The sequence below is a fragment of the Rhodococcus sp. FW305-130 genome (assembly GCF_058788335.1).
In genome coordinates, this window is record NZ_JBYTAP010000002.1 from 129,047 (window position 1) to 152,379 (window position 23,333).

Here is a 23,333-nt window from a genome sequence, read left to right on the forward strand (position 1 = left end):
CAACTCTGACCTCCGAGCATATGGCGCGGGTCACAATCCCTGCCTAGGGTTGTCGCTTGAGCGGCCATCGAATCGCCTGGCACGGCCACGACCAGTGGCCTCGCTGGTGAATATTGTCGCCTTCCAAACATGCTGAATCCAAAGCACTTCGAGTTGAAGAGGAACTCCATGAGCACAGCGATTCTCGTCGCACACGTACACCCTGCCGATCCGTCTTCGGAGGACGCGTTCAACCGCTGGTACGACGACGTGCATATTCCGCAGGTCGTCGAACGAGTGCCTGGAGTTGTCTCCGCCTCCCGATTCTTCCTGGCGGATGTGCAGTTGCTGCCCGAGGATGCATTGCCCGCGCGCCGCTACCTGAGCATCTATCAACTCGACACGGAAGATCTCGCGGGCACGGCGCAGGCGTTGGGAAGTGCTTTGGGCGACGGGACTCTCGACATGTCCGAGGCCATCGCGACTACCGGCGACTCCGGACCCGAATTGCTTTTCTACGTCCCGACCGAGAACTGAAGGGGAACGCTGACATGTCCGATCTTCTCGCGAACAAAGTTGCAATTGTCACCGGCGCAGGTGCCGGAATCGGCGCCGCCATTGCCCGGGCGTTCGGGGCGGAGGGCGCGAGCGTCGTAGTCTCCGACATCAACGGTGACGCAGCACAGGCAGTGGCGGACTCGATCGACGGAGCTATCGCTGTCACCACTGATGTCACCGACGAACAGCAGGTCAAGGATCTCGTCGCCAGGGCGGTCGAAGAGTTCGGCGGACTGAACGTCGTAGTACCCAACGCCGGCATCGCCACCACGACTCCGCTGATCGAGACCTCGTTCGAGGACTGGCGGAAAGTCATGTCGGTCAACCTCGATGGAGTGTTCTTGACCGTCCGTCATTCGCTACCCGCGCTCGTCGCATCCGGCGGCGGTTCGATCGTGAACATCTCGTCGATCTCGTCGACCACCGGGTCGCCCTTGATCGGTAGCTATGCCGCCGCCAAAGCAGCAGTTCGCAATCTCACCGAAACCCTGTCAGCCGAACTTCGCTTCCACGGAATCCGAGCCAATGCCCTGCTACCCGGATTCATCGACACAGACCTGGTCAAGAGTCACCAACAGGATTTCGAGAACGCACTCGGCCTCGAGTCCGGCGGCTTCGACGACCTGATGGTCACGAAGCAAACCCGCTACGGCCGGACCGAGGAAGTCGCCGCCGCCGCAGTGTTCTTTGCGAGCGACCAGTCGTCGTGGTGCAACGGCAGCAGCCTGGTTCTCGACGGAGGGTTCACCGCTTCTCTCCTCTGAGCAGCGGAACCCTTTCCGAACGTCACCCGAAATCGTCAATCGTGCGAGGATCCACACCATGACCAACCGCGCTGTATACGTACTTCCGCCTGGAGGGTTGAACAACCTCGAATCGAGGACGATCGAGACGCCAGGGCCAGGTGCGGGTGAGGTGACGGTCGCGATCCGCGCGAATTCGCTCAACCACCACGACTACCTCGTGGCGACCGGCGAGATACCGACCGACGGCCCTCGCATTCTGTTGTCCGACGCAGCGGGTGAGGTAGTTGCCGTCGGCGACGGCCTCACACAGTTCGGGGTCGGGGACCGTGTGATGAGCACCTATCTGCCGCATTGGCGCAGCGGTGCACCGGATTTCGACGGATTCGGAAATTCACCCGGTGACGGCGTCGACGGGTTCGCCCGTGACACCGTCACCGTACCGGTATCGGCAGTGACGTCGATGCCGCGAAACTACACGTACGAAGAAGCCGCTACCTTGCCCACTGCGGGCTTGTCCGCGTGGCGTGCATTGTTTGCCGGCGTCCCGCTCATCCCAGGTTCGTCGGTGTTGATTCCCGGGACCAGCACGGTAGCGCTGTTTGCCGTCCAGCTTGCCAAAGCTGCTGGAGCTCAGGTGATCGCAACCTCGTCGGCTCCCGACAAGATGGCTCGATTGACCGAGCTCGGTGCCGATCACGTGGTCAACTACCGTGAGCGCCCGGACTGGGGATCGGAAGCGATGCGGCTCAGCGGCGGGATCGACCTTGTGCTCGACGTGGGCGGGCCGTCCACCCTCGGTCAATCTCTGGCGGCAGTCCGACCAGGCGGCCGGATCTGCGCGCTGGGCATCATGAACGGCCCGTCATCGTCGATCGACCTGACTTCGCTACTGACCAAACAGGTCACCATCGAAGGTGTTCTGGTGGGCAGTCGTGCACATCAGGAGGAGATGGTTGCAGGGCTGGAGAGCCTCGCGCTTCGTCCCGTCATCGATTCGTCGTACCGTCTGGACAATCTTGCCGAGGCGTTCGAGCAGCAGAAATCCGGGCAGGCCTACGGCAAGATCGTCATCACAAACCCTTGATCGCTTGCCGGTCCCAGTGGGGATCGGTGAGGATTTCCGCCGAGTCGCCGACAAACGCACGTCCGGCAGTCTGGTCGCCGCTGAGGGCGAACCTCAGCCACGCGGTCAGGTAACCCCGGAATCCTTCGCCGTCGGCGGCCCAATTGTGGCCGACGCCAAGTAGTCTGCCCCGGACCGCCGGTGCTGCGGTTTTGTCGAAGTACTCAGCTTGTGGATCGGCGGTGGAGACCGGATCGTCGGCGCCGGTCATGAAGAACGTCGGCCCGGTCAACTTCGCCACGTCGACGACATCGACAGGTCGCGAAGCCCACCACGGGTCCGGCAGGTCGAGCACCGCAGTGGCGGTGATCAGATTCGCCGACTGCGTTGCAGCGTTGATCGCGCCACCTGCCCCCTGGGAGTGTCCGACCGAGGCGATGTTGTCGGTATCGATCCTCTGGTGAAAAATGCTCTCAGCGTTGGTGTTCTGATCGACGAGGTACTGAGCGGCACCCAAGATTTCAGTACCGTCGCCGGTCACACTGCTGTCGGCCACCACAACAACAAAACCCCACGACGCAAAGTGTCGGAGGAGGGCCTCGTACTCTTCGAACGTCGCGTAGCTGCCGTTGCCGAACGTGATGACGGGATGCCGCTTGCCATCAGCGGACAAGTCGGCTGGGTAGAACAATTGGTATCCGGGAACCGAGTCGGCCGCCACCTCGTGCGCACCCTGGGCTGCGTACAGATCGCTGATCGACTCCGATGCGATGGATTCGGTAGTCGCGGCTTCGGGAGCGGCCGGAACCCCCGCACTGGCGTGTGTGACGGCGCCCGATAGTGCCAGAACAAAAGATGCGGTCACGACGGCGATCGAATGTGTGGTCCGAGAAGGCATGGGTACAAGTATGTCTTGTACCCATGCGATCAGTCAGGCCGAGACGCGCGTGGGCTGCTCTTCGCCGACCCGGCCGCGGATGAAGAAGATGGCAACTACGCCGAAGGCGACCAGCACGACAGTGAGCAGTGTGGCGATCGTGGTGGCTCCGCTGGCACCCGTCGTCACCGAGGTGTCGAGCCCGCCGGTCGAGAGAATGGTGGTGGGGTCGGTGAGGCCGTGCAACACGATTGCGGCCCAGATCGTGCCCGTCACGCGCATGGTCAAGTACATGCACATTCCGAATCCGAAGGTGTAGACGACGGTGGCAAGGACTGTTGCCAGTTCCATTCCCGCGATGAAGTTCACCGTGTGCATGAGTGCGAACAGTAGGGACGACACAACAGCGACGAAGCGTTCTCGGTGGCCGGCATCACGAAGCATCTTCACTGCAATACCTCGGGTGACCAATTCCTCTGCGAGACCGACACATACACCGAGGGCGATCAACGAGACGATTTCGCCGGCCGACCACGCGCTCCAGTCGGTTCCGGCCAGGTGGGCAGCGATGGCGGCAACGACGATAATCGGCCCGATCCACATCCAGCCGCGTCCGCGTACCGGTTGAGGACCGAAGATACTGCTGAGCCAGCCGACCTTGACCGTGAAGATCAGCAACGCAACTGCACCGATCGCGATGGGCAACATGACGCCGAAGATGATGCTCGAGGCACTCGAGACCACGTTGTCCGTGTCGATCTGGTCGGCGAAAACACGCGAGATCACCTGCCCGGCGGCAAGGTAGAAGACCAAATAGGCAACGATGAGAAGGAGCAACTTCCACAAAGTGGGTCGACTCCAAAAACCCGACTTTTCGGGAACAGTATTGGTCATTGTCAGATCGTAAAGGCAACCACACGAAATCACGCGGTACCGTCTATTCGGACAGCAGCGAACACGAAGGCAGGACGCAGAAGACATGTTGGAAGTCGACTTGAATGCACTGGACACGGCATTGGCGGCAGGTGAGCCGCTGATCGACGTCCGTGAGCCCGACGAGTTCGCTCAGGTCCGAGTTCCCGGTGCGGCGCTCATTCCGCTCAGCGAATTCGTCTCTCGCGTCGGTGAAATTCCGGACGCGGAAACGGTGTACATCATCTGCGCCGTCGGTGGCCGTAGCCTGCAGGCCGCGGAGTATCTGCAGGCCCGTGGCATCAATGCCGTTTCGGTGGCCGGTGGAACAATGGCGTGGTACCAGTCGGGGCGCCAGGTCGAGACCGGAGCCTAAGACACAACTGATGGGGGCAGTTCCCGTTTCGGGAGCCGCCCCCACCGGTCACTTTCGCCAGAACAGGTGATGCGTCACGCCGCTCGGGCTCGGCACGATTTCGAGGTTGAAGCGGTCGCGCAACTCATCAGGTGTCTCCCACAGGCGTAGACCGGATCCGAATTCGATCGGGCAGACAGCGATGTGCATCGTGTCGACCAGATCGGCGTCGAGGAATTCACGGATAGTGCTGACCCCGCCGCCGAGTCGAACGTCCTTGCCCTGCGCTGCCTCACGTGCCTGCTCGAGGGCCGTCGCCGGGTCAGCGTTGACGAAGTGGAATGTCGTGTCCGATAGCGTGAACGACGGCCGCACGTGGTGGGTCAAGACAAAAACCGGGGTGTGGAACGGTGGCTCGTCGCCCCACCACCCCTGCCACTCGAGATTCTCCCAAGGGCCGCGGTATGGTGCGAATTTGTTGCGGCCCATGATTTCGGCACCGATGTTGTTGGAGAAGTCCCGCGTGAAATAGTCGTCGATGCCTCGGCTGCCGCCGGGATCGGTGCGATTGGGCCAGCTCGCTGTAGCTCCCGCCCACGCAAACATTTCACCGTGGTCCAGGCCGAACGGGCTCTCGAAGCTTTGGTCCGGACCGCAGGCTATTCCGTCACTGGAAACGCTGAAATTCTGTACTCGTAATAACTGACTCACCGTGTACTCCCGCTCTCGACAATGGTCTACGTGAGTACAGACCGTACGGCGAGGTAAAACTCATCGGTGCGAATTCATGCAGCCGCCGGGAGAGCTCCACTGCGGATCGATCGGACGGTCCGCACCGCGACGGTTGCCCAGATGGGGATCAGCACGGTCAGCAGGGCAAGTGCGATTCCCAGAATCAGCGTCGAACCGGTGGCGACTCCGAAGGCATTCGCTCCGACTGCACATGCTCCGATGGGGAAGGTGAAGCTCCACCAGCCGAGCGAGAAGTCCAAGCCGCGGCGCAGTGCGTGGATGGTCACGGTGGTGACGGTGACAAATGCCATGACGCCGATGATTCCGACGACGGTTCCGTATGCGATTCCGAATTCGTGCAGGGTGTCGGCGTGCTCGGTACTGAGTGCATGCCGTGAGGCGGCGGCCAACAGGTTGGATGCTGCGATCGACTGTCCGATCACGCCCAACGGAATCCACAGCGAGGGAATGGCATTGAACGGGATCACGTCGATGCCGGCCGAGCGGTTGCGTGCGAACTGCCTTGCGACGGCTATCAGAATGCCGATAGCGGCGGTCAGTGCCAGAGCGAACAGGATGTAGCAGAAGATCAGTACCGCGATGCGCGGAGCGCCTTCGGGCATGTGGGTGCTGACCGCTGCGCCGGTGGTGGCCGAGACCATCGGAGGTACGACGGGCATGAGCCAGAAGGGCATTGCCGTCGCCATCCCAGCATCTCGAACGAGACGAATCATCATCACGACGTAGGTGACCAGGCCGAGTGCCGTGCCGAGTATCCACAGAGTCAGCGAGACGGTGATCGCCGCGTCGTGGCCGAGGAAGTCCGGCCCGGTGATGCCGGTTGCCGATCCCACGGTCAGCAGGGCCATGGCGACGGCTCCGTAGAACGGGAACATCGCGGGGCTGTGCAGGTAGGCGAGGGCCTGACATCGATGTTGTGACCAATGGGTGGCAAATGCGCCGATCAAGGCGCACAGTACGAGAACCGCCAGAACCCAGAAGATTTCCGAGACCAGCTTCAAGCCTTCGATCTCCGGTTCGAGCGAAGCGGCGGCCACCGAGACGATTCCCGTTCCCATCGCTGCCGCGAACCAGTTCGGGGTGATGTGGGCGAAGGTGGGACTCGTTGTGGTGGTCATGTATTTCACTGTCGTCTCATCCGGTTCGTACCGGTAGACCGGTTGTCCTTGAATGCCCACAAACTCGCCTTGTGGGTCTAATCTTGGTCTATGTCGTTGTCTCCTCGGGTGCCGGAACTCAGTGCCCTCGACGTCCTGCTTTCCGTAGGGCGTCTAGGCAGCATGGGTGCTGCCGGCCGGGAGCACGGACTCAGTCAGCAAGCGGTCAGCGCCCGGGTGCGTTCGGTCGAACGGCAGCTCGGAATCAAGGTTTTCGATCGAGCGGCGACCGGTGTTCGTCCCACCGCCGAGGGCGGTCTGATTCTCGAGTGGGCAAGTCACATCCTCGTCAGTGCCGAGGAAATGGCATCGGGAGTTGCCGCACTTCGCGGTGAACGCGACGCTGCCGTCACAGTTGCCGCCAGCATGACCATCGCCGAGTATCTGGTTCCCGGATGGACGGTCGCGATGCGGCATAAGTTCCCCAACGTCGTGGCGTCGGTGAGCTTGCACAATTCCTCGGATGTCTCTGCTCAAGTGCAGGCAGGCCAGGCCGATATCGGATTCGTCGAAGGTCCGGATGTGCCGTCGGCGCTGGCGTCGTGCGAGGTAGCGCGTGATCACCTCGTCGTGGTTGTGCCGCCGGGACACGACTGGGCCAATGGTGTGCCTGTTCCGGTTGCGGACCTCGCACGCACGCCGCTGATTCAGCGCGAGTCAGGGTCAGGGACGCGTCTGACGCTCGAGAATGCTGTTCCCGATTGTGTGCCGCCCTTGCTCGAGCTCACCTCGTGCACCGCAGTCAAGGCTGCGGTGGTGGCAGGCAACGCGCCCGCCGTTCTGTCGTCGTTGGCCGTTGCTGCCGACCTGACGGACGGCCGACTGGTCGCGGTCAACGTCGACGGCTTGCGGATGCCGAGGCGACTCCAAGCCGTCTGGGATCCCGATCGCGGATTGCGCGGTGCGGCAAGAGATTTCCTCGACATAGCGCTCGGCTCCAACACCGCTGTTCACTCGCGTTGACGGCTGCGGCTGACGGGAACGGCTGCTATCGGACGGTGTCGATCCCCGCGAGGATGAGATCGATGCCTGCCAGAAACTGTTCTCGGTCGTCGTGGTCGCGCAATTGCGCCGTCACCTGATTAAGGAACGGGTACTTCGCGGAATCGAGTTCTTCCCACCGCTGCGCGACGGTGGCGAGGAAGGCGGACCGATCTGTCTCGCGGGGGAGGAGGCGGGCCCCCGCGGCATACTGTCCGGCGAGGCCGAGCACGTAGTTCAGGAGTGCGGACGCACAATCGAACTGTGCCGGTTGGGGAACGCCGAGTGCTTGGAGTTGCCCTCCCAGACTCTCGAAGATCTGCATCACCGCTGATTGCCACGGCTCGCGAGAGAGTTGGGTGCCGACCCACGGGTGCGCGTCGATCGCGTCGAACACACCGAGAGTGATGATCCGGATCGCCTCACGTGGGGTTGCGCTTTCGGTTCCTTCGGTGGTCACGCGGGCGATGACGTCGTCGGTCGCCGCGGCGAGCAGTTCGCTCTTGTTGGCGACGTGCCAGTAAATCGCCCCGCTACCTGTTGCCAGGCGTGCGGAGAGTGCGCGAAATGTCAGCGCAGTTTCGCCCTCGTCGTCGAGGATCTCGATCGCAGCCTCGACGATTCGCTCCTTCGAGAGCGCGTCCGTACGTCGTTCGGTCCGCTGATTCCTGGTCGCCATGCGCACCATCTTGACATATCTGGAACGCCGTTCCAAGATGGTCACTGGAACGACGTTCCAATAGAAGGCTGAAAGGAAACAAACATGAGCAACTCGATAACGATCATCGGGGCGGGCCTCGGCGGTCTGACCCTCGCGCGCGTCCTCCACGTTCACGGAATTCCGTCGAAGATCTACGAGGCGGAACCGTCGGCAGAAGCTCGCACGCAGGGCGGCCAACTCGACATCCATGAACACAACGGTCAGGCGGCGCTCGATGCTGCCGGCCTCATCGACGAGTTCCGCGCGATCATCCACGAGGGCGGTGCCGCGTCGCGCGTACTCGATCAACACGCCGCTGTACTCCTCGACGAACCCGATGACGGCACGGGAGTCCGTCCTGAAGTGCTGCGCGGAGACCTCCGACGGATCCTGCTCGAATCCCTTCCGGACGGCACGATCGAATGGGGACGCAAGGTCGACAGTGTCCGCTCGCTCGGCTCACGGAACACCGCCGACGAGCGCGCTGACAGCCGACACGAACTGACCTTTGCCGACGGTTCGACGGTGACTACCGACCTCCTCGTCGGCGCCGACGGTGCCTGGTCGAAGATCCGCCCCTTGCTCTCCGATGCGAAGCCCGAATACGTCGGCACGACGTTCGTCGAGACGTATCTGTACGACGTCGACGAGAAGCATTCGGCTGCAGCCGAGGCAGTCGGTGACGGGGCGATGTACGCGCCCGCACCCGGAAAAGCGATCGCCGCGCATCGAGAGGTGGGGGACATCGTGCACACCTACGTCCAGCTGAACCGTACGGCGGAGTGGTTTGCCGGTATCGATTTCACCGACGCCGCTGCTGCGACAGCGCGGGTCGCGGCCGAGTTCGACGGTTGGGCAACGGAACTCACTGCGCTGATCACAGACGGCGAAACCGCGCCGATTCCGCGCGCGATCCATGCACTTCCCGACGAGCACCGATGGGATCGCGTGCCTGGGGTCACGCTCCTCGGTGACGCGGCACATCTGATGGCTCCGTCCGGTGAGGGTGCGAACTTGGCCATGTTCGACGGCGCCGAACTGGGAAGGGCGATCGCCGCGCACCCGGACGACATCGAAGCGGCACTGAGCGGCTACGAGGAAGCGATGTTCGTGCGCAGTGCATCCGAGGCCACTGACTCGCACGTGATCCTTGATCTCTGCCTCGGTGAAGGCGCACCGTATTCACTGGTCGACTTCTTCACCGGCGCTGCTTCCGTATCCGGATAATGGGCAGTGCTGTGGCACGACGGTTACGCGGTCGATGTCGAAGAGATAGCCGAACATCCCGAATACCGGGGAGCGACCGTCGTCGACCTTGCCCGAGAAATTGCCCGCGGCAGGCGACTGACGCCTGCCGTACTGGGCTCGCACGGAGCGCGTCCTTCGATCCGCAGGACGTCAAAAAGGTCTGGCACTACATTGCTCGATTCGGCGGCAGGGCGTAGAACTGGGCATTCGCGTGTCGCTGCCCGTCGACGACCGCCGGTTCGGAGACCGCACATCGGTCCGAAGGGCGCGGTGAGGAAAGAGTGATTGATACGCAACATCGAGCATGAACTCCCGAAACAACTGCATCCGAAGATAGAAGTCGACCTTGATCCTCGGTCGAAGGGATGCATGAATCGATGGGCGCTCAACTCACCACCACCAGTGTCGACACACTCTGCGCGTACTGCGGGGTCGGCTGTGGTCTTGTCCTCGACATCATCACCGATCCGGAGACGGGACGCCGGAAGGCTGCGAAGTCTTCCGGTCTGAAAACACATCCCACCAACTTCGGGCGTCTGTGCACCAAAGGGACCACGACCGCAGACATGCTCGCAGGTCCGGGGCGAATGGACTCTGCATATCGCCGTCCGCACCGAGGGGATGCGATCGAAGCCGCGGACATGGACGCCGTCATCACTGACACCGCCCAGCGTCTACGGGCAATCATCGACGAGCACGGCCCCGACGCATTTGCGTTGTACGTGTCCGGGCAGATGTCTCTCGAAGCCCAGTACTTGTCGAACAAGCTGGCCAAGGGATTCATCGGGACCAATCAGATCGAATCGAACTCCCGGTTGTGCATGGCGAGTGCCGGCACCGGCTACAAACAGTCTCTCGGGGCCGACGGACCGCCCGGTTCCTATCAGGACTTCGAACACGCCGACGTGTTCTTCGTGACCGGCGCGAACATGGCGGACTGCCATCCGATCCTCTTTCTGCGGATGCAGGAGCGGATCAAGGCAGGCGCGAAGTTGATCGTCGTCGACCCTCGACGCAGTGCCACCGCCGACAAGGCGAACTTGTTCCTGCAGATCGCTCCCGGCACCGATCTCGCGCTACTCAACGGACTACTCCACCTGCTCGTGGTGAACGGCCACACCGACCCTGACTTCATCGCCGACTTCACCGAAGGCTGGGAGGTGATGCCCAGTTTCCTCGCGGAGTACACCCCGGAGAAGGTCAGTGAGATCACCGGTATCCCCGAGGCCGACATCCGCACTGCAGCGCAGTGGATCGGTGAGGCTGCAAACTGGATGAGCTGTTGGACAATGGGTTTGAACCAGAGCACCCATGGCACGTGGAACACCAACGCCATCTGCAACCTTCACCTTGCGACCGGTGCGATCTGCAAGCCCGGCAGCGGTCCGTTCTCGCTGACCGGGCAGCCGAACGCCATGGGTGGGCGTGAAATGGGCTACATGGGTCCAGGTTTGCCCGGCCAGCGTGCAGTGATGGTCGACGCCGATCGCGAATTCGTAGAGGAGAGGTGGGGGATCCCGCAAGGCTCGCTGCGCACCGACATTGGCGGTGGCACCATCGACATGTTCTCCCGCATGGCGGCGGGTGATATCAAGGCATGCTGGATCATCTGCACCAATCCCGTTGCAACGGTAGCCAACCGAAAGACCGTCATCGACGGCTTGGAGAAGGCTGACCTCGTCATCACCCAGGATGCGTTCCTGGGCACCGAGACCAACGAATACGCCGATGTTCTGCTGCCCGCCTCACTGTGGACAGAGTCCGACGGAGTGATGATCAATTCCGAACGCAACCTGACGCTCTTTCAGCAGGCACTGGATCCGGTCGGGCAGGCGCTGCCTGATTGGCAGATCATCGCCCGGATCGCCTGCGAGATGGGGTATGTCGAGGCGTTCACCTACACCTGTGCCGAAGAGGTGTTCGAAGAGATCAAGCAGTTCTGGAATCCGAAGACCGGCTACGACTTACGCGGCGTCACCTACGAGCGCCTCCGCAAGACATCAATCCAGTGGCCGTGCCCGCCAGACAGTGATCAGGACCGTCATCCCATCCGATACGTCAATAACGGTGTCAGTCAAAGGCTCCTGATCCGCGAGGACGGCAGCACTCCGCGGCTCGCATTTCCCACCGCCACTGGCCGTGCGATGTTCTTCGCACGGCCGCACATGCTTCCCGCCGAAATGCCCGACGACGACTATCCATTCCTGCTCAACACCGGTCGTCTCGCGCACCAGTGGCACACCATGACCAAGACGGGCAAGGTCGCCAAGCTGAACAAACTCAACCCAGGTCCCTTCGTCGAGATCCATCCCGACGACGCCGCCAGGCTCGGCGTCGTCGACCAGGATGCGATCGAGATTGCCTCACGCCGCGGTCGCGCTGTGCTTCCGGCCGTCATCACCGACCGAGTGCGTCCGGGGAACTGCTTTGCCCCGTTTCACTGGAACGACGCCTTCGGCGAATATCTGTCCATCAACGCTGTCACCAACGACGCCATCGATCCAGCCTCGCAGCAACCGGAGTTCAAAGCCTGTGCTGTCACTATGACGAAGGTCGCCGTGAACACACCTGAAACAGTGCTCGCCGAGGCGCCGCTGGTGGCTTCCGCGCCAGCTGATCGGGCTTTGTCGCGAACCGATGTCCTCGCGGATGTCATCGGTCAAACAGGAACACCTGCAGTGGTATTCGATGCGCTCCAGCAGAGCTACCTGGCCGGTCTTCTCGCCGCGTTGCGTGCGGACGCCGATCGCACTGCCGGGGTCCCGACGTTGCCGTCGACGGCGCCGTTCGATGCCGAAAAGCGGATGTGGGTCGACGGGGTATTGGCCGGCCTGTACTCGCGAACCTCGCTCCCTGACACCGACGGGCCCGCGTTGTCCTCGGCTCCGGGCATTGCGACAGAACGCGCGCCGATCGTGGTGCTCTGGGCATCGCAGACCGGAAACGCGGAAGAATTTGCCGCCGCCTGCGCTGCTCGCCTTGGGGAAGTTGGCTTGCCCGTGGTGATGCATGCAATGGACGAGTTCCCGGCCGCCGACCTGGCGGCCACCCGAGAGGTCCTGCTGATCACCAGTACCTCCGGTGACGGCGAATCCCCGGACAACGGCAGCGGTTTCTGGGATGCGTTGGCTGCTGACACGGCGCCCCGCATGGCCGAGACACGGTATGCAGTCATTGCTTTCGGTGACTCGAACTATGACGACTTCTGTGGGCATGGACGAAAGCTTGACGCCCGCCTTGGTGAACTGGGGGCCAGTCGTATCGTCGATCGCGCCGACTGTGAGCCCGATTTCGAGGACACCGCTGCTGGTTGGCTGGACTCTGTCACGGCTGAACTTCAGCGCTCGGCGGCTGGTGAGACGGCCGACGTCGTCGTTGCAAAGAAGAATTCTGGGACAACCGTTGCGGCCACGCCGATTTCACCGGCGATGTCGGCGCCGCTGCAGTACAATAAGAAGGCGCCGCTGACCACAGCCTTGACGCGCAATGTCGTGCTCAACCGGCCAGGCTCTTCCAAAGACGTGCGGCAGTTGGGCTTTCACCTTCCAGGCGACACGGTCAGTTACGAAGCCGGCGACGCTCTCGGAGTCTGGCCCCGAAACAGCTCTCCGTTTGTCGACGAGTGGCTCACCCTCACCGGCCTTGACGGTGAGGAGGTCGTCGAACTGGGGCAGTACGGCGATATGACCCTGCGTGCCGCGCTCACCGAACGCCTGGAGATCACTCGAATCTCGAGCGAGATGATTCGGTTCGTGCATCAACGAACTCGCGACGCGGACCTCGCCGAGTTGATGAAGCCGGAGAACATCTCCACGCTCAAAGACTGGTCGTGGGGACGACAGTCCGTCGACGTACTTGCGCAGTCACCCGTTCGTGCCTCGACGGACGAATGGCTCTCCCTCCTCAAACCGCTTCAGCCGCGGCTGTATTCGATATCTTCCAGTCCGAAGGAGAACCCACGCGAAGTGCAGCTGACGGTGTCCGCGGTGCGCTACAACGTCGCGGGTGTCCCACGGCGTGGGGTGTGCTCGACCTACCTCGCAGACCACGCCCACGATGATGACATCGGCATCTTCGTGCAGAAGTCGACCCATTTCCGGCCACCGTCCGATCCCGAAACCCCGATGATCATGGTCGGTCCGGGAACCGGCATCGCGCCGTTCCGTGCCTTCCTGCATGAGCGTCGGGCATTGGGGCACACGGGCCCGAACTGGCTGTTCTTCGGGGAACAGCACGCCGCGACCGACTTCTACTACCGCGAAGAAATCGAAGAATTGCGGAAAGACGGATTCCTCACCGAACTCGACCTCGCATTTTCCCGGGATCAAGCCGACAAGGTCTACGTGCAGGACCGGATGCGTGAGCGCGGTGCGCTGCTGTGGGAGTGGTTGCAGAAGGGCGCCCACTTCTACGTCTGCGGCGATGCCAACCGGATGGCCAAGGACGTCGACAGTGCCCTCAACGGGGTGGTCGCTCAACACGGAAAACTGGCACCTCGTAGTGCGGAGGCGTACGTGAAGGCTCTCTCGGCCGAGAAGCGGTACGTCCGAGACGTCTACTGACGTCGATCAGACGGCGCCCTTGAACCCGTGCTGACGCCACGCCTCGTACGTCACGAGGGCGGCGGCGTTGGACAGGTTGAGGGACCGGCGTCCGGGAAGCATCGGGATACGCAGGCGCTCGGTGATGTGTTCGTCCGCCAATACTTCTTCGGACAGTCCGGTGGGCTCGGGCCCGAACAGCAGGACGTCGCCGGGTTGGTAGGCGATATCGGCATAGGACGTGGTCGCGTGCGCGGTGAAGGCGAACACGCGAGCGGGGGTGACGGCTTCCCACGCCGCAGCAAGGTTCTCGTGGACCGTGACAGTCGCCAGATCGTGGTAATCCAAGCCTGCGCGCTTGAGTTTCGGCTCCGACAAGTCGAACCCGAGTGGGCCGACCAGGTGGAGTTCGCAACCGGTGCCTGCGACCATGCGGATCGCGTTTCCGGTGTTGGGTGGGATGCGGGGCTCGTGGAACATCACTCGGAACACTCGAGGAACTGTACCGGGCGTCGTATCGGTGCCCGCGTCCGTGAGGAGACCGGTCGGGAAGCGTGGGCGAATTGGTAACAAACCGGCCAGTCCGTGCGAATCTATTTCCGGCACTCTTCGCAGAACGGACATTTTGATGAACCCTCCCGCCGGTTGGAACCCCGACCCCTTCGACCCCACGATCGACCGTTACTGGGACGGTCAGCAGTGGACTGCACAGACACGGCCCAAGGGCGTCGACGCACCCACTCAAGCCTTCGGCACTCCCACCCAGGTCTTCGGTGCTCCCGGATCGCCGGTGCCGGACGCAAACGCCGAGGAAGGCAAGACGCGGCGTAAGTGGCCGTGGATCGCCGGCGCAGCAGTCGTGGGGCTGGTTGCCATCGCCGCGGCGACGGGCGCGGGCAAGTCGGAAGAATCAACGACGCCTGCTGTGACCTCTTCTACGACAGCGGCGGCGACGACAACCAAAAGCACGGTCCCGTCGACGACGAAGACCACGACGTCGTCCCTCTTGCCGACGACGACAACGATCGTGCCGCCACCAACGACGACAACCGTGGCAATCGTGCCGCTGGTTCCGCAGGTTCCGGAGACCACGACTACGCCGTACGTTCCGCCCGCCCCGGCGTACACCCCGCCGAAGACAACGGAACCCGCGTACGTTCCGCCGCCGGCAAAGGTGCCTGATGCAGGGGTGTATTACGCCAACTGCTCAGCGGTGCGAGCGGCTGGTGCTGCCCCGATCTACCGCGGCGATCCCGGCTATTCGTCCAAGCTTGATCGTGACGGTGACGGCGTGGCCTGCGAGACCTAGGCGATCGAAGCGGTGTCGGTGCGGCGGGGCAGTATGGACGGCATGCTCCCCGAAGAATCCGACGACGTCGTCGGCGAAGACTATTCAGACGCGCGGCTGGCCGGGCAGAAGTGGCGTCAGCGCACTTTCACCAATTGCAATTTTCGAGACGCCGACCTCACCGGACTCACGACGGAGTCGGTGGTGTTCACGGATTGTGACTTCACCGGCACCGATCTGGGGGAGTCCGTGCACACGGGAACGGCGTTTCGCTCCTGCAATTTTGCTCGGACCAGCCTGTGGCACAGCACGTTCCGAAACTGCAGTCTGCTCGGGTCGACGTTCGACGGTTGCCGTATCCGGCCGTTGACGCTCGACGAAGTCGACTTCTCGTTGACCTCACTCGGTGGAGCGGACCTGAGGAAGATCGACTTCACCTCATGCCGATTCCGTGAAGCGAACCTGGTTCGGGCCGACATGCGGGGCGCGGTCCTGGCGTCGGCGGATCTGTCCGGTGCTCGTACGGGTGGACTCAAACTCGAAGGTGCAGATCTGCGCGGCGCGCGGATCGATCCGAGCCTGTGGACGTCCGCATCCGTCGGAAACGCGCAGATCGAGTTGATGCAGGCGGTGGCTTATGCGTCGGCGCACGGTCTTGTCGTAGACATGAAGTAGAGGCGCCTAGCTCTCCACGCGCTCCTCGAGGCGCACTGTCACCATCTCGCCGGTCTCCTTGCCGATGGCGTTGCGAAGATCGGCTTTGACCGGCAGCTTGTGGTTGCCGTCTCCCAGCGCCATGAACGAACTCTGGAACGGATGTCCGTCGATCGTCCCGCGTACCTTGACCAGGCCGCGGGTGCCGAAGAACTCGGCGGACTCCGGCCAGATCACGTAGGTCCACCCACCCTTGGCGTCACTCTTCTGCAAGGTGGCCGTGAATTCCTTGTCCAGCAACATGATGACTGTCCCTTCGGGTCGTACCTTGTGATCAGCGGATGAATTCCCGTGCGAGCAGATCCATCAGCAGTCCGTCCTTCCACACACCATGGCGATCTCGCGAGTACTCGCGCATCACCCCGACGTCTTTGAACCCCACCGATCGGTAGCAAGCGATGGCGACGGAGTTGTCGACTTCCGGGTCGATGACCAGACGGTGGAATGCGAGGTCGTCGATCAGGTGGGCACACAGCACCCGAATCGATTCGCGACCGAACCCTTGGCTGTGAAAGTCGGGATCGAGGAACAAGTCGAGCCCGGCGTGGCGGAAGTCGGGATTGTCCTCCGCCTCATACCACTGGATGAAGCCGATCAGGTGGTCGCCGTAGAAGATGCTGTAGCGCGTGGTGCCGGCCTCCGGCGCTGCAGGCCAGTCGTCGTCGGGATTTTGCCACCACTGCACGACGTCCGGGTGCAGGTGAATTGCCCGCAGACGGGCGTGATGATCGGGCGCGACGGGGGAGAGGAGCACCCTCGGGCCGCGTAGTTCCGGAGCCGTTGTCACTCATCGACCCTAACCTGGAACAATGGTCGCCGTGACTGCAACGATCCTCGACGGCAAAGCTACCCGCGACGAAATCTTCGAAGACCTGAAGGTGCGGGTGAGCGCTCTGAAGGCAGAGGGCATCACACCCGGCTTGGGCACCATCCTGGTGGGCGACGACCCGGGATCCGCGGCTTACGTGCGCGGCAAGCACAACGACTGCGCCAAGGTCGGTATCAATTCTTTGCGACGCGACCTGCCTGCCGACATCACGCAGGAACAGCTCAACGCGACGATCGACGAGCTCAATGCCAATCCCGAGTGCACCGGCTACATCGTGCAGTTGCCGCTCCCCAAGCACCTCGACGAGAACGCGGCCCTCGAGCGTATCGACCCCGACAAGGATGCCGACGGCTTGCATCCGGTCAACCTCGGTCGACTGGTGTTGGGCAAGGAAGCCCCGCTGCCGTGCACCCCACGTGGAATCCTCCACCTTCTGCGTCGCTACGAGGTCCCGATTGCCGGTGCACACGTGGTGGTTGTCGGACGCGGCGTCACGGTCGGTCGTCCGATCGGATTGCTGCTGACGCGTCGTAGCGAGAACGCGACGGTCACGCTCTGCCACACCGGTACCCGCGATCTCGCGGCCGAGGTTCGCCGCGCCGACATCATCGTCGCTGCCGCCGGCGTTCCCGGCCTCATCACCGCAGACATGGTCAAGCCCGGAGCAGCGGTCCTCGACGTCGGCGTCAGTCGCACCGACGACGGCCTGCGCGGCGACGTGGCAGCCGACGTGAACGAGGTCGCCGGCTTCGTCTCACCCAATCCCGGTGGTGTCGGACCGCTGACCCGCGCGTTCCTGATCACCAACGTGGTCGAGCGCGCCGAGCGGGTTCTGGCCGGAGTCTGAGTCCGATGTCCTCACTGGTCGGCCTCGCGAAGAAGAATCTGCCCATGCTCGCGGTCCTCGCCGTGATCGCGGCGGCCGTGGTTCTCGTGCTGGCCGACCGGTGGCGTCGCGGCGCCCTCGTCTTCGGTGTTGCCGTCATCATCGGAGCTGCCGCTCGGTGGTTCGTTCCCGAGAATCGTGTGGGGTTGCTCGCGGTGCGCGGAAGGGTCTTCGACACTGCGGCGATGGGTGTGATGGGTGTGTTGATCGCGACGCTCGCCCTGACCATCGATCCGCTCGGCACCGACTGAGAAGATCAGTCCCCGTAGAACGAGCGAATGTCGATATCACTCAAGGGGATCCACTCCGGTGAATCTGTGGATGTCGACTTCTTTCCAGCCTTGACCGGTGCACTTCGCAGCGTCACCGCAAGTGCAGGTTCCTCGTCGATTCGCCCGGCCAGGGCGTAGATCGCGGCGAGATGGTGAACGCACGGCGAGCGTCGACCTGAGCAGTCGCAGCTGGCAGTGCACTCCGAAAGATCAACGGCTACTGCGATATTTCGAGCCTGCAGTTCGGTGACGATGCTGTCCGGCAGTTCGCCGGTGGAGACGGATCTGTTGGCCTTTCCCGCCGAACGGAGAAGGCTCTTCACTGCGGCGATTTCGGATTTGGTCCAGAGCGGGACAGAAATTGTCACCGACGAGGTTTTTGCTTTGGTGCTCACCTCCGCGACGACGGTCCCCGATGAGACCACGGTGAACTCCACGGAACCGTTGCGTGCGAGGGTACGAGCCGTCGGCAGGGACGGGTTCGGACCGGATGCCGCAGTCCGCTCCACCGTGCGCAGCCATGCTCGACCCCAAGCGGTGACACCGAATTCGTTGGCCATCAGATGATCACCGCGCCGTCGAGTTCGAGGAGTTCACGCAGTTCGGTGTCAGGGAGATCGGCCAGGGCGGCCTCGACGTTCCCGGAAACAGCATCGGCCACAGCTCGTTTGGACTCATGCATCGCTGCGATGTGATCCTCGACGGTACCGCCCGTCACCAAGGTGTGGACGTTGACGGTGCGCTTCTGGCCGATGCGGTGTGCCCGGTCGGTTGCTTGATCCTCGACGGCTGGGTTCCACCACCGGTCGTAGTGCACGACGTGACTTGCGCGCGTGAGGTTGAGGCCGAAGCCGGCGGCGCGCAAGCTCAGAATCAGAACCGGTGGTGAATCCGTGTCGTTCTGGAATGCGTCGACCATCGCGTCGCGCTTGTCGGTGTTCAGGCCGCCGTGAAGGAACGGGATTGCGCCGATTCCCAACTCGGAGCCCAGGTGCCGCGAGAGCATCTCGCCCATCGTCCGGTACTGCGTGAATATCAGCGCGCGATCGCCGTCGTCGACGATCTCGGCGATCATTTCCGTTGCGCGGTCGAGCTTTCCGGATCTTCCGTAGAGGTCGTCCGTATCGCCGGTGACCTGCGCCGGATGATTGCATACCTGCTTGAGGGTGGTCAGCAGTGCAAGGATATTGCCGCGCCGGGCAATTCCCGTACCCAAACCGGTGTCGAAAGCATCTGCAACTGCAGACCGATAGATGCGCGCCTGTTCCGACGTCAGAGTGCACGAGACGGTGGAAAATTGCTTGGGCGGAAGATCCTTGGCCACTGTGTCTTTGGTTCTGCGCAGAATGAACGGATCGATGACCGCGGCAAGCCTGGTCGCCGCGGTGGCCGATCGACCGGATTCGATCGGTACGGCAAAGCGTTGACGAAACCGTGCGCGAGTTCCGAGGACTTCGGGATTGGCGACGCGAAAGAGCGACCACAATTCTTCGAGGCGGTTCTCCACCGGCGTGCCGGTCATCGCTACCTTGACGTCGGCCGACAACTGCATTGCTGCTTTCGCTGCCAGCGAAGAGGGGTTCTTGATCTGTTGTGCCTCGTCGAAGACCACTGAACTCCAATGGATCGGGGCCAATTGTGCTGCGTCGGAACGCAAGACGCTGTAGCTGGTCAGAACCGTGGTGCCGGCAGGAACACGAGTGGGAAGTGTGCGAGCAGTCCCGTGATGAACGTGTAGTGGCAGATGCGGAGCGAATCGCTCGATCTCGCGGCGCCAGTTTCCTATCACCGAGGTGGGACACACAACCAGGTGCGGACCGTCGTCGGCGCGGATCGCGATCATCGAAATCGCTTGCAGTGTCTTGCCCAAACCCATCTCGTCGGCGAGGATTCCACCGCCCGAACCCGACAGTGCAGTCAGCCAGGCAACTCCGTGCACTTGATACGGGCGCAATGTCGCCTGAATCTTTGCTCGGCGAAGACTCTCGATGGCCGCGCGCGCTTCCGTGAACAATTGCACCGTCGACCGGGCGCTTCTGATTCTCGTGTCGTCGCGCTCGATCGCGGCATGCGCTGCAGTCGGAATGTCATGTGCGCCGGTGTCGATGACGCGCTTCCATGCGAGCAACGACGGTCCGAGGTCGTCGCGACGCGCATCGAGGGTGTGCAAGGCGTCGATCGCGGTGGCGAGGTCGAGCAGTTGCGCTTCGACATCGGTCGCTGTGATCGACTCGTCGACCGGGATCGCCAGCTGGCAGATGCCCGGCGATCCCGTCGGCATCCCCAGCGCCGACAGACGCGCTGCCGGATCTGTGTCACCCCAGAACGCGAAGGACATGTGCTCGGGAATGTACGTAGCCTGCAGGCGCGTCGAGCATGGCTGATTCACGTTCGCCGATGCTAGCCGCGCCGGCTCAGGGACGCCAATGAAAATGTCGGGAAAACCTGCAGATCAGCTGTGGTTTTCCCGACATTGACGGATCCTGAAATTGTGCCTCTGTGCCGGATCAGCGGGCCGTGCGTGCGAACTCCATCGTTCGGCGAAGCAGTCCGGCGACAGCGTCCGCCTCCGTCAGGAAGCCGTCATGGCCGTCTCTGGACTTGAGAATCTCGAGGCCAGTGCACGTCGAAATGCCGTCCGCGATCTCCTCCTGCAAACGAAGGGGATACAGCCGATCCGAGTCCACGCCGCCCACGACGACCGGCGCCGTGATCGATGCCAACGCCGCTGCAACGCCGCCGCGTCCACGACCGATGTCGTGCCGGTTCATGGCCTCGGTCAGGAGGACGTACGTGCTCGGGTCGAAGCGGTCGACCAGCTTGTCTGCCTGATGTTCCAGGTAACTCTGGACGGCGTATCGTCCACCGTTCCAAGGATTTTCGTCGTTCTGAGCGGAGTTCTCGAAGCGCGCATCCAGTTCGGACTCGGTGCGGTACATCAGGTGCGCGATGCGACGGGCGATGCCGAGTCCGGCGCGAGGTACCCGCCCCGTTCCGTGGTAGTCACCGCCCTGCCAATCCGGATCGGAGACGATGGCAGCGATCTGCGTCGTCTGGGTGCCGATCTGATCTGCGGTGGCCCGTGAACCGGTTGCGAGAACCAACGCGGAGCGAATGCTGTCCGGGTAGGTAACTGCCCATTCGAGGGTGCGCATGCCGCCCATGGATCCGCCGACTACCGAGGCCAACTGGTCTATCCCGAGGAGATCGACGAGCTTCTTCTCCGCCGCGATCTGATCCCGGATGGAGATCTCCGGGAACCTGCTGCCCCACGGCTTGCCGTCGTCGGCCAGCGAACTGGGACCGGTCGTGCCGCGACAACCACCGAGGACATTGGTTGCGATGACGCACCATTCGCCGGTGTCGATCGGTTCGCCGGCGCCGACCATCCCGTTCCACCAACCGGGGGAGGGCTGATTTGCGGAGATCGGTCCGGTGACGTGTGAGTCTCCGGTCAGTGCGTGCTCGACGAGTACGACGTTGTCGCGGTTCGGGGACAGCTCACCCCACCGCTGAACGGCGAGCGAAACCGAGGGGAGTACCGCGCCGCTCTCGAGTTCCAGGGCGCCGATGTCGACGAACCCCACCTGGCCGTCGGGCGGGGGAAGGAGGTCGATCCTGGGCTCCAATTCGTTCACGGTCACGAGTTTGCCACCGCAGCCAGGCCGACGGTGATATCGGCGACGATGTCGTCGATTCCTTCGATACCGACCGCGAGGCGAACGAGTCCGGGTGTGACACCGGAGGCGAGCTGCTCTTCGGGGGTGAGCTGCGAGTGTGTCGTCGAGGCGGGGTGGATGACGAGTGAGCGAACGTCGCCGATGTTGGCGACGTGGCTGTGCAGCGTCAGAGCGTTGACGAACGTCTTGCCCGCATCGATACCTCCGGGCAGCTCGAAGGTGACGATGGCGCCGGTTCCCTTGGGCGTCAGCTGCTTTCCGCGTTCGAACCATGGCGAGGAGGGGAGTCCCGCGTAGGAAACGGAGGCCACCTCGCCGTGGCCGTCGAGGAATTCGGCGACCTTCTGTGCATTGGACACGTGACGCTCGATGCGCAGGCTCAAGGTTTCGATGCCCTGCGCGATGAGGAACGCGTTGAACGGCGCCACGGCGGAGCCGAGATCGCGCAGCAGTTGGACGCGCGCCTTGAGTGCAAACGCCGGCGCGCCGAGGTCTGCGAAGGTGACGCCGTGGTAGCTGGGATCAGGCGTCGTGAAGTTCGTGTGGCGACCCTGCGTCCAATCGAAGGTGCCGCCGTCGACGATCACGCCGGCGATCGCGGTGCCGTGTCCGCCAAGGTATTTGGTGGCCGAGTGAACGACGATGTCGGCGCCGTGTTCGAGTGGGCGGAGCAGGTACGGCGTCGCGACTGTGTTGTCCACGATCAACGGAAGACCGTTCTCGTGGGCCAGCGACGAGATGCCGGGGAGGTCGAGGATGTGGTTCTTGGGATTAGCGATCGTCTCGCCGTAGAACGCCTTCGTGTTCGGGCGAATGGCTTCGCGCCACTGCTCGAGATCGTCGGGATCCTCGACGAAGGTGACTTCGATGCCCAGCTTGCGAAGGGTGTAATGCAAGAGGTTGTACGTGCCGCCGTACAGGTACGGGCTCGAGACGATGTGGTCGCCGGCTTCGGCAATGTTGAGGATCGCGATGGTTTCGGCAGCCTGACCCGAGGAGAGGAGGAGTGCGGCGACTCCGCCTTCGAGGGCGGCGATGCGCTGCTCGACGGCGTCCTGTGTGGGATTCATGATCCGCGTGTAGATGTTGCCAGGCTCGGCGAGGCCGAACAGTGCCGCAGCGTGATCGGTGCTGTCGAAAACGTAGCTGGTGGTCTGGTAGATCGGCAGAGCGCGCGCATTGGTGGCGGTGTCCGCTGTCTGCCCGGCGTGCACCTGCTTGGTCTCGAACGACCAGTTCGCGGTCGGATCAGAAGTTGCTGCGCCGTCGGCTGTGTTGTCGGTCATGATTTGTTCACTCCAGTGGTCTGACGGATAGATGTCGGACGGGGGCGAAGGATCGCCGCCCCGTGCTGGGGTCTATCTACAAGTGCGACACATACTGAGTTACCTCCGTGGGGCTCGGCCCGGTCTGGGGTCCGTCCCTGTCGGACCCGCGCTTGTCACCCGAATTGCGGTGGAACTGCGTGAGCAGATCCACGTCGGGAAACCTGGTCATCACCCGGGGCACCCCACCGCGGTTGGAGGGTTGCCGTCCAGCGAGCCGGGGCTTGACGCTGGCACTCATGACCAAGTCGGATTCTACCGGGAAGTGAGCGCAGTCCTGACGCGGGGCGAATTGTGAGCCGCAACCGCACGCGAGACAGAGCGACGCAGCCCACTAGCAGGCAAAAGTTACTCGCGAGTAGAGACCGATGGGTGGACCTGCCGGTTGCGGCCTCACGGGTTAGCAGTACGCTTGTCTTGTTTGGGACTCATCTCCCGAGATCAGTCCACACCGTCTAGGTTTGATAAT

General features: G+C 62.8%; 24 protein-coding genes and 1 riboswitch. Of the genes, 11 read left to right on the forward strand and 13 right to left on the reverse strand.

The genetic code is table 11. From position 1 onward, the window contains the following. Positions 1-168: 168 nt before the first annotated feature. Genes AC3WQS_RS06695 through AC3WQS_RS06705 form a run of 3 tightly spaced genes read left to right on the forward strand, consistent with a single transcriptional unit; the run spans position 169 to position 2,367 of the window. Complete coding sequence (locus AC3WQS_RS06695; RefSeq protein WP_492712158.1) at positions 169-516, forward strand: hypothetical protein; 348 nt, start codon at positions 169-171, stop codon at positions 514-516. A 14-nt stretch (positions 517-530) separates the two neighbouring features. Then, positions 531-1,301, forward strand: a complete 771-nt coding sequence (locus AC3WQS_RS06700) for a glucose 1-dehydrogenase (RefSeq protein ID WP_020906972.1) — start codon at positions 531-533, stop codon at positions 1,299-1,301. A 58-nt stretch (positions 1,302-1,359) separates the two neighbouring features. Continuing rightward, positions 1,360-2,367 carry a zinc-dependent alcohol dehydrogenase family protein gene (locus tag AC3WQS_RS06705; protein ID WP_492712157.1) on the forward strand — a complete coding sequence of 336 codons (1,008 nt, stop codon included), beginning with the start codon at positions 1,360-1,362 and terminating at the stop codon, positions 2,365-2,367. Here AC3WQS_RS06705 and AC3WQS_RS06710 read toward each other — a convergent pair. Together AC3WQS_RS06710 and AC3WQS_RS06715 are read right to left on the reverse strand one after the other, a co-directional pair. Beyond that, positions 2,354-3,244 (reverse strand): poly(ethylene terephthalate) hydrolase family protein, encoded by an 891-nt coding sequence (locus AC3WQS_RS06710; protein WP_019747639.1) that lies wholly within the window; start codon positions 3,242-3,244, stop codon positions 2,354-2,356. The two genes, AC3WQS_RS06705 and AC3WQS_RS06710, sit on opposite strands and share 14 nt — an antisense overlap. 33 nt (positions 3,245-3,277) lie before the next feature. After that, complete coding sequence (locus AC3WQS_RS06715; protein ID WP_031330946.1) at positions 3,278-4,117, reverse strand: CPBP family intramembrane glutamic endopeptidase; 840 nt, start codon at positions 4,115-4,117, stop codon at positions 3,278-3,280. 85 nt (positions 4,118-4,202) lie between these two features. On the opposite strand from AC3WQS_RS06715, the gene AC3WQS_RS06720 reads away from it, so the two are divergent. Then, a complete protein-coding gene (locus AC3WQS_RS06720; RefSeq protein ID WP_019747641.1) occupies positions 4,203-4,511 on the forward strand; it encodes a rhodanese-like domain-containing protein in 309 nt (102 codons plus the stop codon). 48 nt (positions 4,512-4,559) lie between these two features. Here AC3WQS_RS06720 and AC3WQS_RS06725 read toward each other — a convergent pair whose 3' ends face one another. Then, positions 4,560-5,201 (reverse strand): dihydrofolate reductase family protein, encoded by a 642-nt coding sequence (locus tag AC3WQS_RS06725; RefSeq protein WP_029254966.1) that lies wholly within the window; start codon positions 5,199-5,201, stop codon positions 4,560-4,562. 74 nt (positions 5,202-5,275) lie between these two features. Next, positions 5,276-6,361, reverse strand: a complete 1,086-nt coding sequence (locus tag AC3WQS_RS06730; RefSeq protein ID WP_492712156.1) for a TDT family transporter — start codon at positions 6,359-6,361, stop codon at positions 5,276-5,278. A gap of 90 nt (positions 6,362-6,451) precedes the next feature. Between AC3WQS_RS06730 and AC3WQS_RS06735 the strand changes: the two genes are divergently transcribed. Then, the gene (locus AC3WQS_RS06735) at positions 6,452-7,363 is read left to right on the forward strand and encodes a LysR family transcriptional regulator (protein ID WP_019747644.1); all 912 of its coding nucleotides are present in this window, start codon (positions 6,452-6,454) and stop codon (positions 7,361-7,363) included. Between the two features lie 25 nt (positions 7,364-7,388). On the opposite strand, the gene AC3WQS_RS06740 is transcribed toward AC3WQS_RS06735, so the two are convergent. After that, the gene (locus AC3WQS_RS06740; protein WP_031330947.1) at positions 7,389-8,069 is read right to left on the reverse strand and encodes a TetR/AcrR family transcriptional regulator; all 681 of its coding nucleotides are present in this window, start codon (positions 8,067-8,069) and stop codon (positions 7,389-7,391) included. 75 nt (positions 8,070-8,144) lie between these two features. Here AC3WQS_RS06740 and AC3WQS_RS06745 point away from each other — a divergent pair, with 75 nt between their 5' ends. Next, positions 8,145-9,308 (forward strand): FAD-dependent oxidoreductase, encoded by a 1,164-nt coding sequence (locus AC3WQS_RS06745; RefSeq protein WP_492712155.1) that lies wholly within the window; start codon positions 8,145-8,147, stop codon positions 9,306-9,308. Here the strand turns inward: AC3WQS_RS06745 and AC3WQS_RS06750 are convergent. Continuing rightward, on the reverse strand, positions 9,264-9,452 hold the full coding sequence (locus AC3WQS_RS06750) for a hypothetical protein (protein WP_492712154.1): 189 nt from the start codon (positions 9,450-9,452) through the stop codon (positions 9,264-9,266). The two genes, AC3WQS_RS06745 and AC3WQS_RS06750, sit on opposite strands and share 45 nt — an antisense overlap. Before the next feature lie 254 nt (positions 9,453-9,706). On the opposite strand from AC3WQS_RS06750, the gene AC3WQS_RS06755 reads away from it, so the two are divergent. Continuing rightward, entirely contained in the window at positions 9,707-13,891 is a 4,185-nt protein-coding gene (locus AC3WQS_RS06755; protein ID WP_492712153.1) for a bifunctional nitrate reductase/sulfite reductase flavoprotein subunit alpha, read from the forward strand. Positions 13,892-13,897: 6 nt separating this feature from the next. Here AC3WQS_RS06755 and AC3WQS_RS06760 read toward each other — a convergent pair whose 3' ends face one another. Beyond that, positions 13,898-14,362, reverse strand: a complete 465-nt coding sequence (locus AC3WQS_RS06760) for a tRNA (cytidine(34)-2'-O)-methyltransferase (protein WP_019747649.1) — start codon at positions 14,360-14,362, stop codon at positions 13,898-13,900. 136 nt (positions 14,363-14,498) lie between these two features. Here AC3WQS_RS06760 and AC3WQS_RS06765 point away from each other — a divergent pair, with 136 nt between their 5' ends. Further along, positions 14,499-15,179, forward strand: a complete 681-nt coding sequence (locus AC3WQS_RS06765; RefSeq protein ID WP_308372262.1) for an excalibur calcium-binding domain-containing protein — start codon at positions 14,499-14,501, stop codon at positions 15,177-15,179. A gap of 33 nt (positions 15,180-15,212) precedes the next feature. Continuing rightward, on the forward strand, positions 15,213-15,833 hold the full coding sequence (locus tag AC3WQS_RS06770; RefSeq protein WP_003940770.1) for a pentapeptide repeat-containing protein: 621 nt from the start codon (positions 15,213-15,215) through the stop codon (positions 15,831-15,833). 6 nt (positions 15,834-15,839) lie between these two features. On the opposite strand, the gene AC3WQS_RS06775 is transcribed toward AC3WQS_RS06770, so the two are convergent. Both AC3WQS_RS06775 and AC3WQS_RS06780 read right to left on the reverse strand, forming a co-directional pair. Beyond that, positions 15,840-16,115 carry a DUF1905 domain-containing protein gene (locus AC3WQS_RS06775; RefSeq protein WP_047888596.1) on the reverse strand — a complete coding sequence of 92 codons (276 nt, stop codon included), beginning with the start codon at positions 16,113-16,115 and terminating at the stop codon, positions 15,840-15,842. A gap of 31 nt (positions 16,116-16,146) precedes the next feature. Next, positions 16,147-16,626 (reverse strand): GNAT family N-acetyltransferase, encoded by a 480-nt coding sequence (locus AC3WQS_RS06780; protein WP_019747653.1) that lies wholly within the window; start codon positions 16,624-16,626, stop codon positions 16,147-16,149. A gap of 64 nt (positions 16,627-16,690) precedes the next feature. Here AC3WQS_RS06780 and AC3WQS_RS06785 point away from each other — a divergent pair, with 64 nt between their 5' ends. Continuing rightward, the gene (locus AC3WQS_RS06785; RefSeq protein ID WP_007727401.1) at positions 16,691-17,548 is read left to right on the forward strand and encodes a bifunctional methylenetetrahydrofolate dehydrogenase/methenyltetrahydrofolate cyclohydrolase; all 858 of its coding nucleotides are present in this window, start codon (positions 16,691-16,693) and stop codon (positions 17,546-17,548) included. A 5-nt stretch (positions 17,549-17,553) separates the two neighbouring features. Next, entirely contained in the window at positions 17,554-17,838 is a 285-nt protein-coding gene (locus AC3WQS_RS06790; protein WP_003940740.1) for a DUF3017 domain-containing protein, read from the forward strand. Between the two features lie 5 nt (positions 17,839-17,843). Here AC3WQS_RS06790 and AC3WQS_RS06795 read toward each other — a convergent pair whose 3' ends face one another. The 4 genes from AC3WQS_RS06795 to AC3WQS_RS06810 all read right to left on the reverse strand — a co-directional run bounded on the left by AC3WQS_RS06795 (position 17,844) and on the right by AC3WQS_RS06810 (position 22,825). Continuing rightward, positions 17,844-18,419, reverse strand: a complete 576-nt coding sequence (locus AC3WQS_RS06795) for an SWIM zinc finger family protein (RefSeq protein WP_020969123.1) — start codon at positions 18,417-18,419, stop codon at positions 17,844-17,846. Further along, on the reverse strand, positions 18,419-20,248 hold the full coding sequence (locus AC3WQS_RS06800; protein WP_492712151.1) for a DEAD/DEAH box helicase: 1,830 nt from the start codon (positions 20,246-20,248) through the stop codon (positions 18,419-18,421). Before AC3WQS_RS06800 ends, AC3WQS_RS06795 begins: the two co-directional genes overlap by 1 nt. Before the next feature lie 118 nt (positions 20,249-20,366). Next, positions 20,367-21,503 (reverse strand): homoserine O-acetyltransferase MetX, encoded by a 1,137-nt coding sequence (metX, locus tag AC3WQS_RS06805; protein ID WP_492712149.1) that lies wholly within the window; start codon positions 21,501-21,503, stop codon positions 20,367-20,369. Continuing rightward, positions 21,500-22,825, reverse strand: a complete 1,326-nt coding sequence (locus tag AC3WQS_RS06810) for a bifunctional o-acetylhomoserine/o-acetylserine sulfhydrylase (protein WP_279218271.1) — start codon at positions 22,823-22,825, stop codon at positions 21,500-21,502. The genes metX and AC3WQS_RS06810 overlap by 4 nt, the downstream gene beginning before the upstream one ends. 143 nt (positions 22,826-22,968) lie before the next feature. Then, positions 22,969-23,109: riboswitch (SAM riboswitch) on the reverse strand. Positions 23,110-23,333 lie beyond the last annotated feature (224 nt).

Bases quoted from the DNA above. Each gene is read 5' to 3' on its own strand.
- AC3WQS_RS06695 (WP_492712158.1), top strand. From the start codon at position 169: ATGAGCACAGCGATTCTCGTCGCACACGTACACCCTGCCGATCCGTCT.
- AC3WQS_RS06700 (WP_020906972.1), top strand. From the start codon at position 531: ATGTCCGATCTTCTCGCGAACAAAGTTGCAATTGTCACCGGCGCAGGT.
- AC3WQS_RS06705 (WP_492712157.1), top strand. From the start codon at position 1,360: ATGACCAACCGCGCTGTATACGTACTTCCGCCTGGAGGGTTGAACAAC.
- AC3WQS_RS06710 (WP_019747639.1), bottom strand. From the start codon at position 3,244: ATGCCTTCTCGGACCACACATTCGATCGCCGTCGTGACCGCATCTTTT.
- AC3WQS_RS06715 (WP_031330946.1), bottom strand. From the start codon at position 4,117: ATGACCAATACTGTTCCCGAAAAGTCGGGTTTTTGGAGTCGACCCACT.
- AC3WQS_RS06720 (WP_019747641.1), top strand. From the start codon at position 4,203: ATGTTGGAAGTCGACTTGAATGCACTGGACACGGCATTGGCGGCAGGT.
- AC3WQS_RS06730 (WP_492712156.1), bottom strand. From the start codon at position 6,361: ATGACCACCACAACGAGTCCCACCTTCGCCCACATCACCCCGAACTGG.
- AC3WQS_RS06735 (WP_019747644.1), top strand. From the start codon at position 6,452: ATGTCGTTGTCTCCTCGGGTGCCGGAACTCAGTGCCCTCGACGTCCTG.
- AC3WQS_RS06740 (WP_031330947.1), bottom strand. From the start codon at position 8,069: ATGGTGCGCATGGCGACCAGGAATCAGCGGACCGAACGACGTACGGAC.
- AC3WQS_RS06745 (WP_492712155.1), top strand. From the start codon at position 8,145: ATGAGCAACTCGATAACGATCATCGGGGCGGGCCTCGGCGGTCTGACC.
- AC3WQS_RS06755 (WP_492712153.1), top strand. From the start codon at position 9,707: ATGGGCGCTCAACTCACCACCACCAGTGTCGACACACTCTGCGCGTAC.
- AC3WQS_RS06765 (WP_308372262.1), top strand. From the start codon at position 14,499: ATGAACCCTCCCGCCGGTTGGAACCCCGACCCCTTCGACCCCACGATC.
- AC3WQS_RS06770 (WP_003940770.1), top strand. From the start codon at position 15,213: ATGGACGGCATGCTCCCCGAAGAATCCGACGACGTCGTCGGCGAAGAC.
- AC3WQS_RS06775 (WP_047888596.1), bottom strand. From the start codon at position 16,115: ATGTTGCTGGACAAGGAATTCACGGCCACCTTGCAGAAGAGTGACGCC.
- AC3WQS_RS06790 (WP_003940740.1), top strand. From the start codon at position 17,554: ATGTCCTCACTGGTCGGCCTCGCGAAGAAGAATCTGCCCATGCTCGCG.
- AC3WQS_RS06795 (WP_020969123.1), bottom strand. From the start codon at position 18,419: ATGGCCAACGAATTCGGTGTCACCGCTTGGGGTCGAGCATGGCTGCGC.
- AC3WQS_RS06810 (WP_279218271.1), bottom strand. From the start codon at position 22,825: ATGACCGACAACACAGCCGACGGCGCAGCAACTTCTGATCCGACCGCG.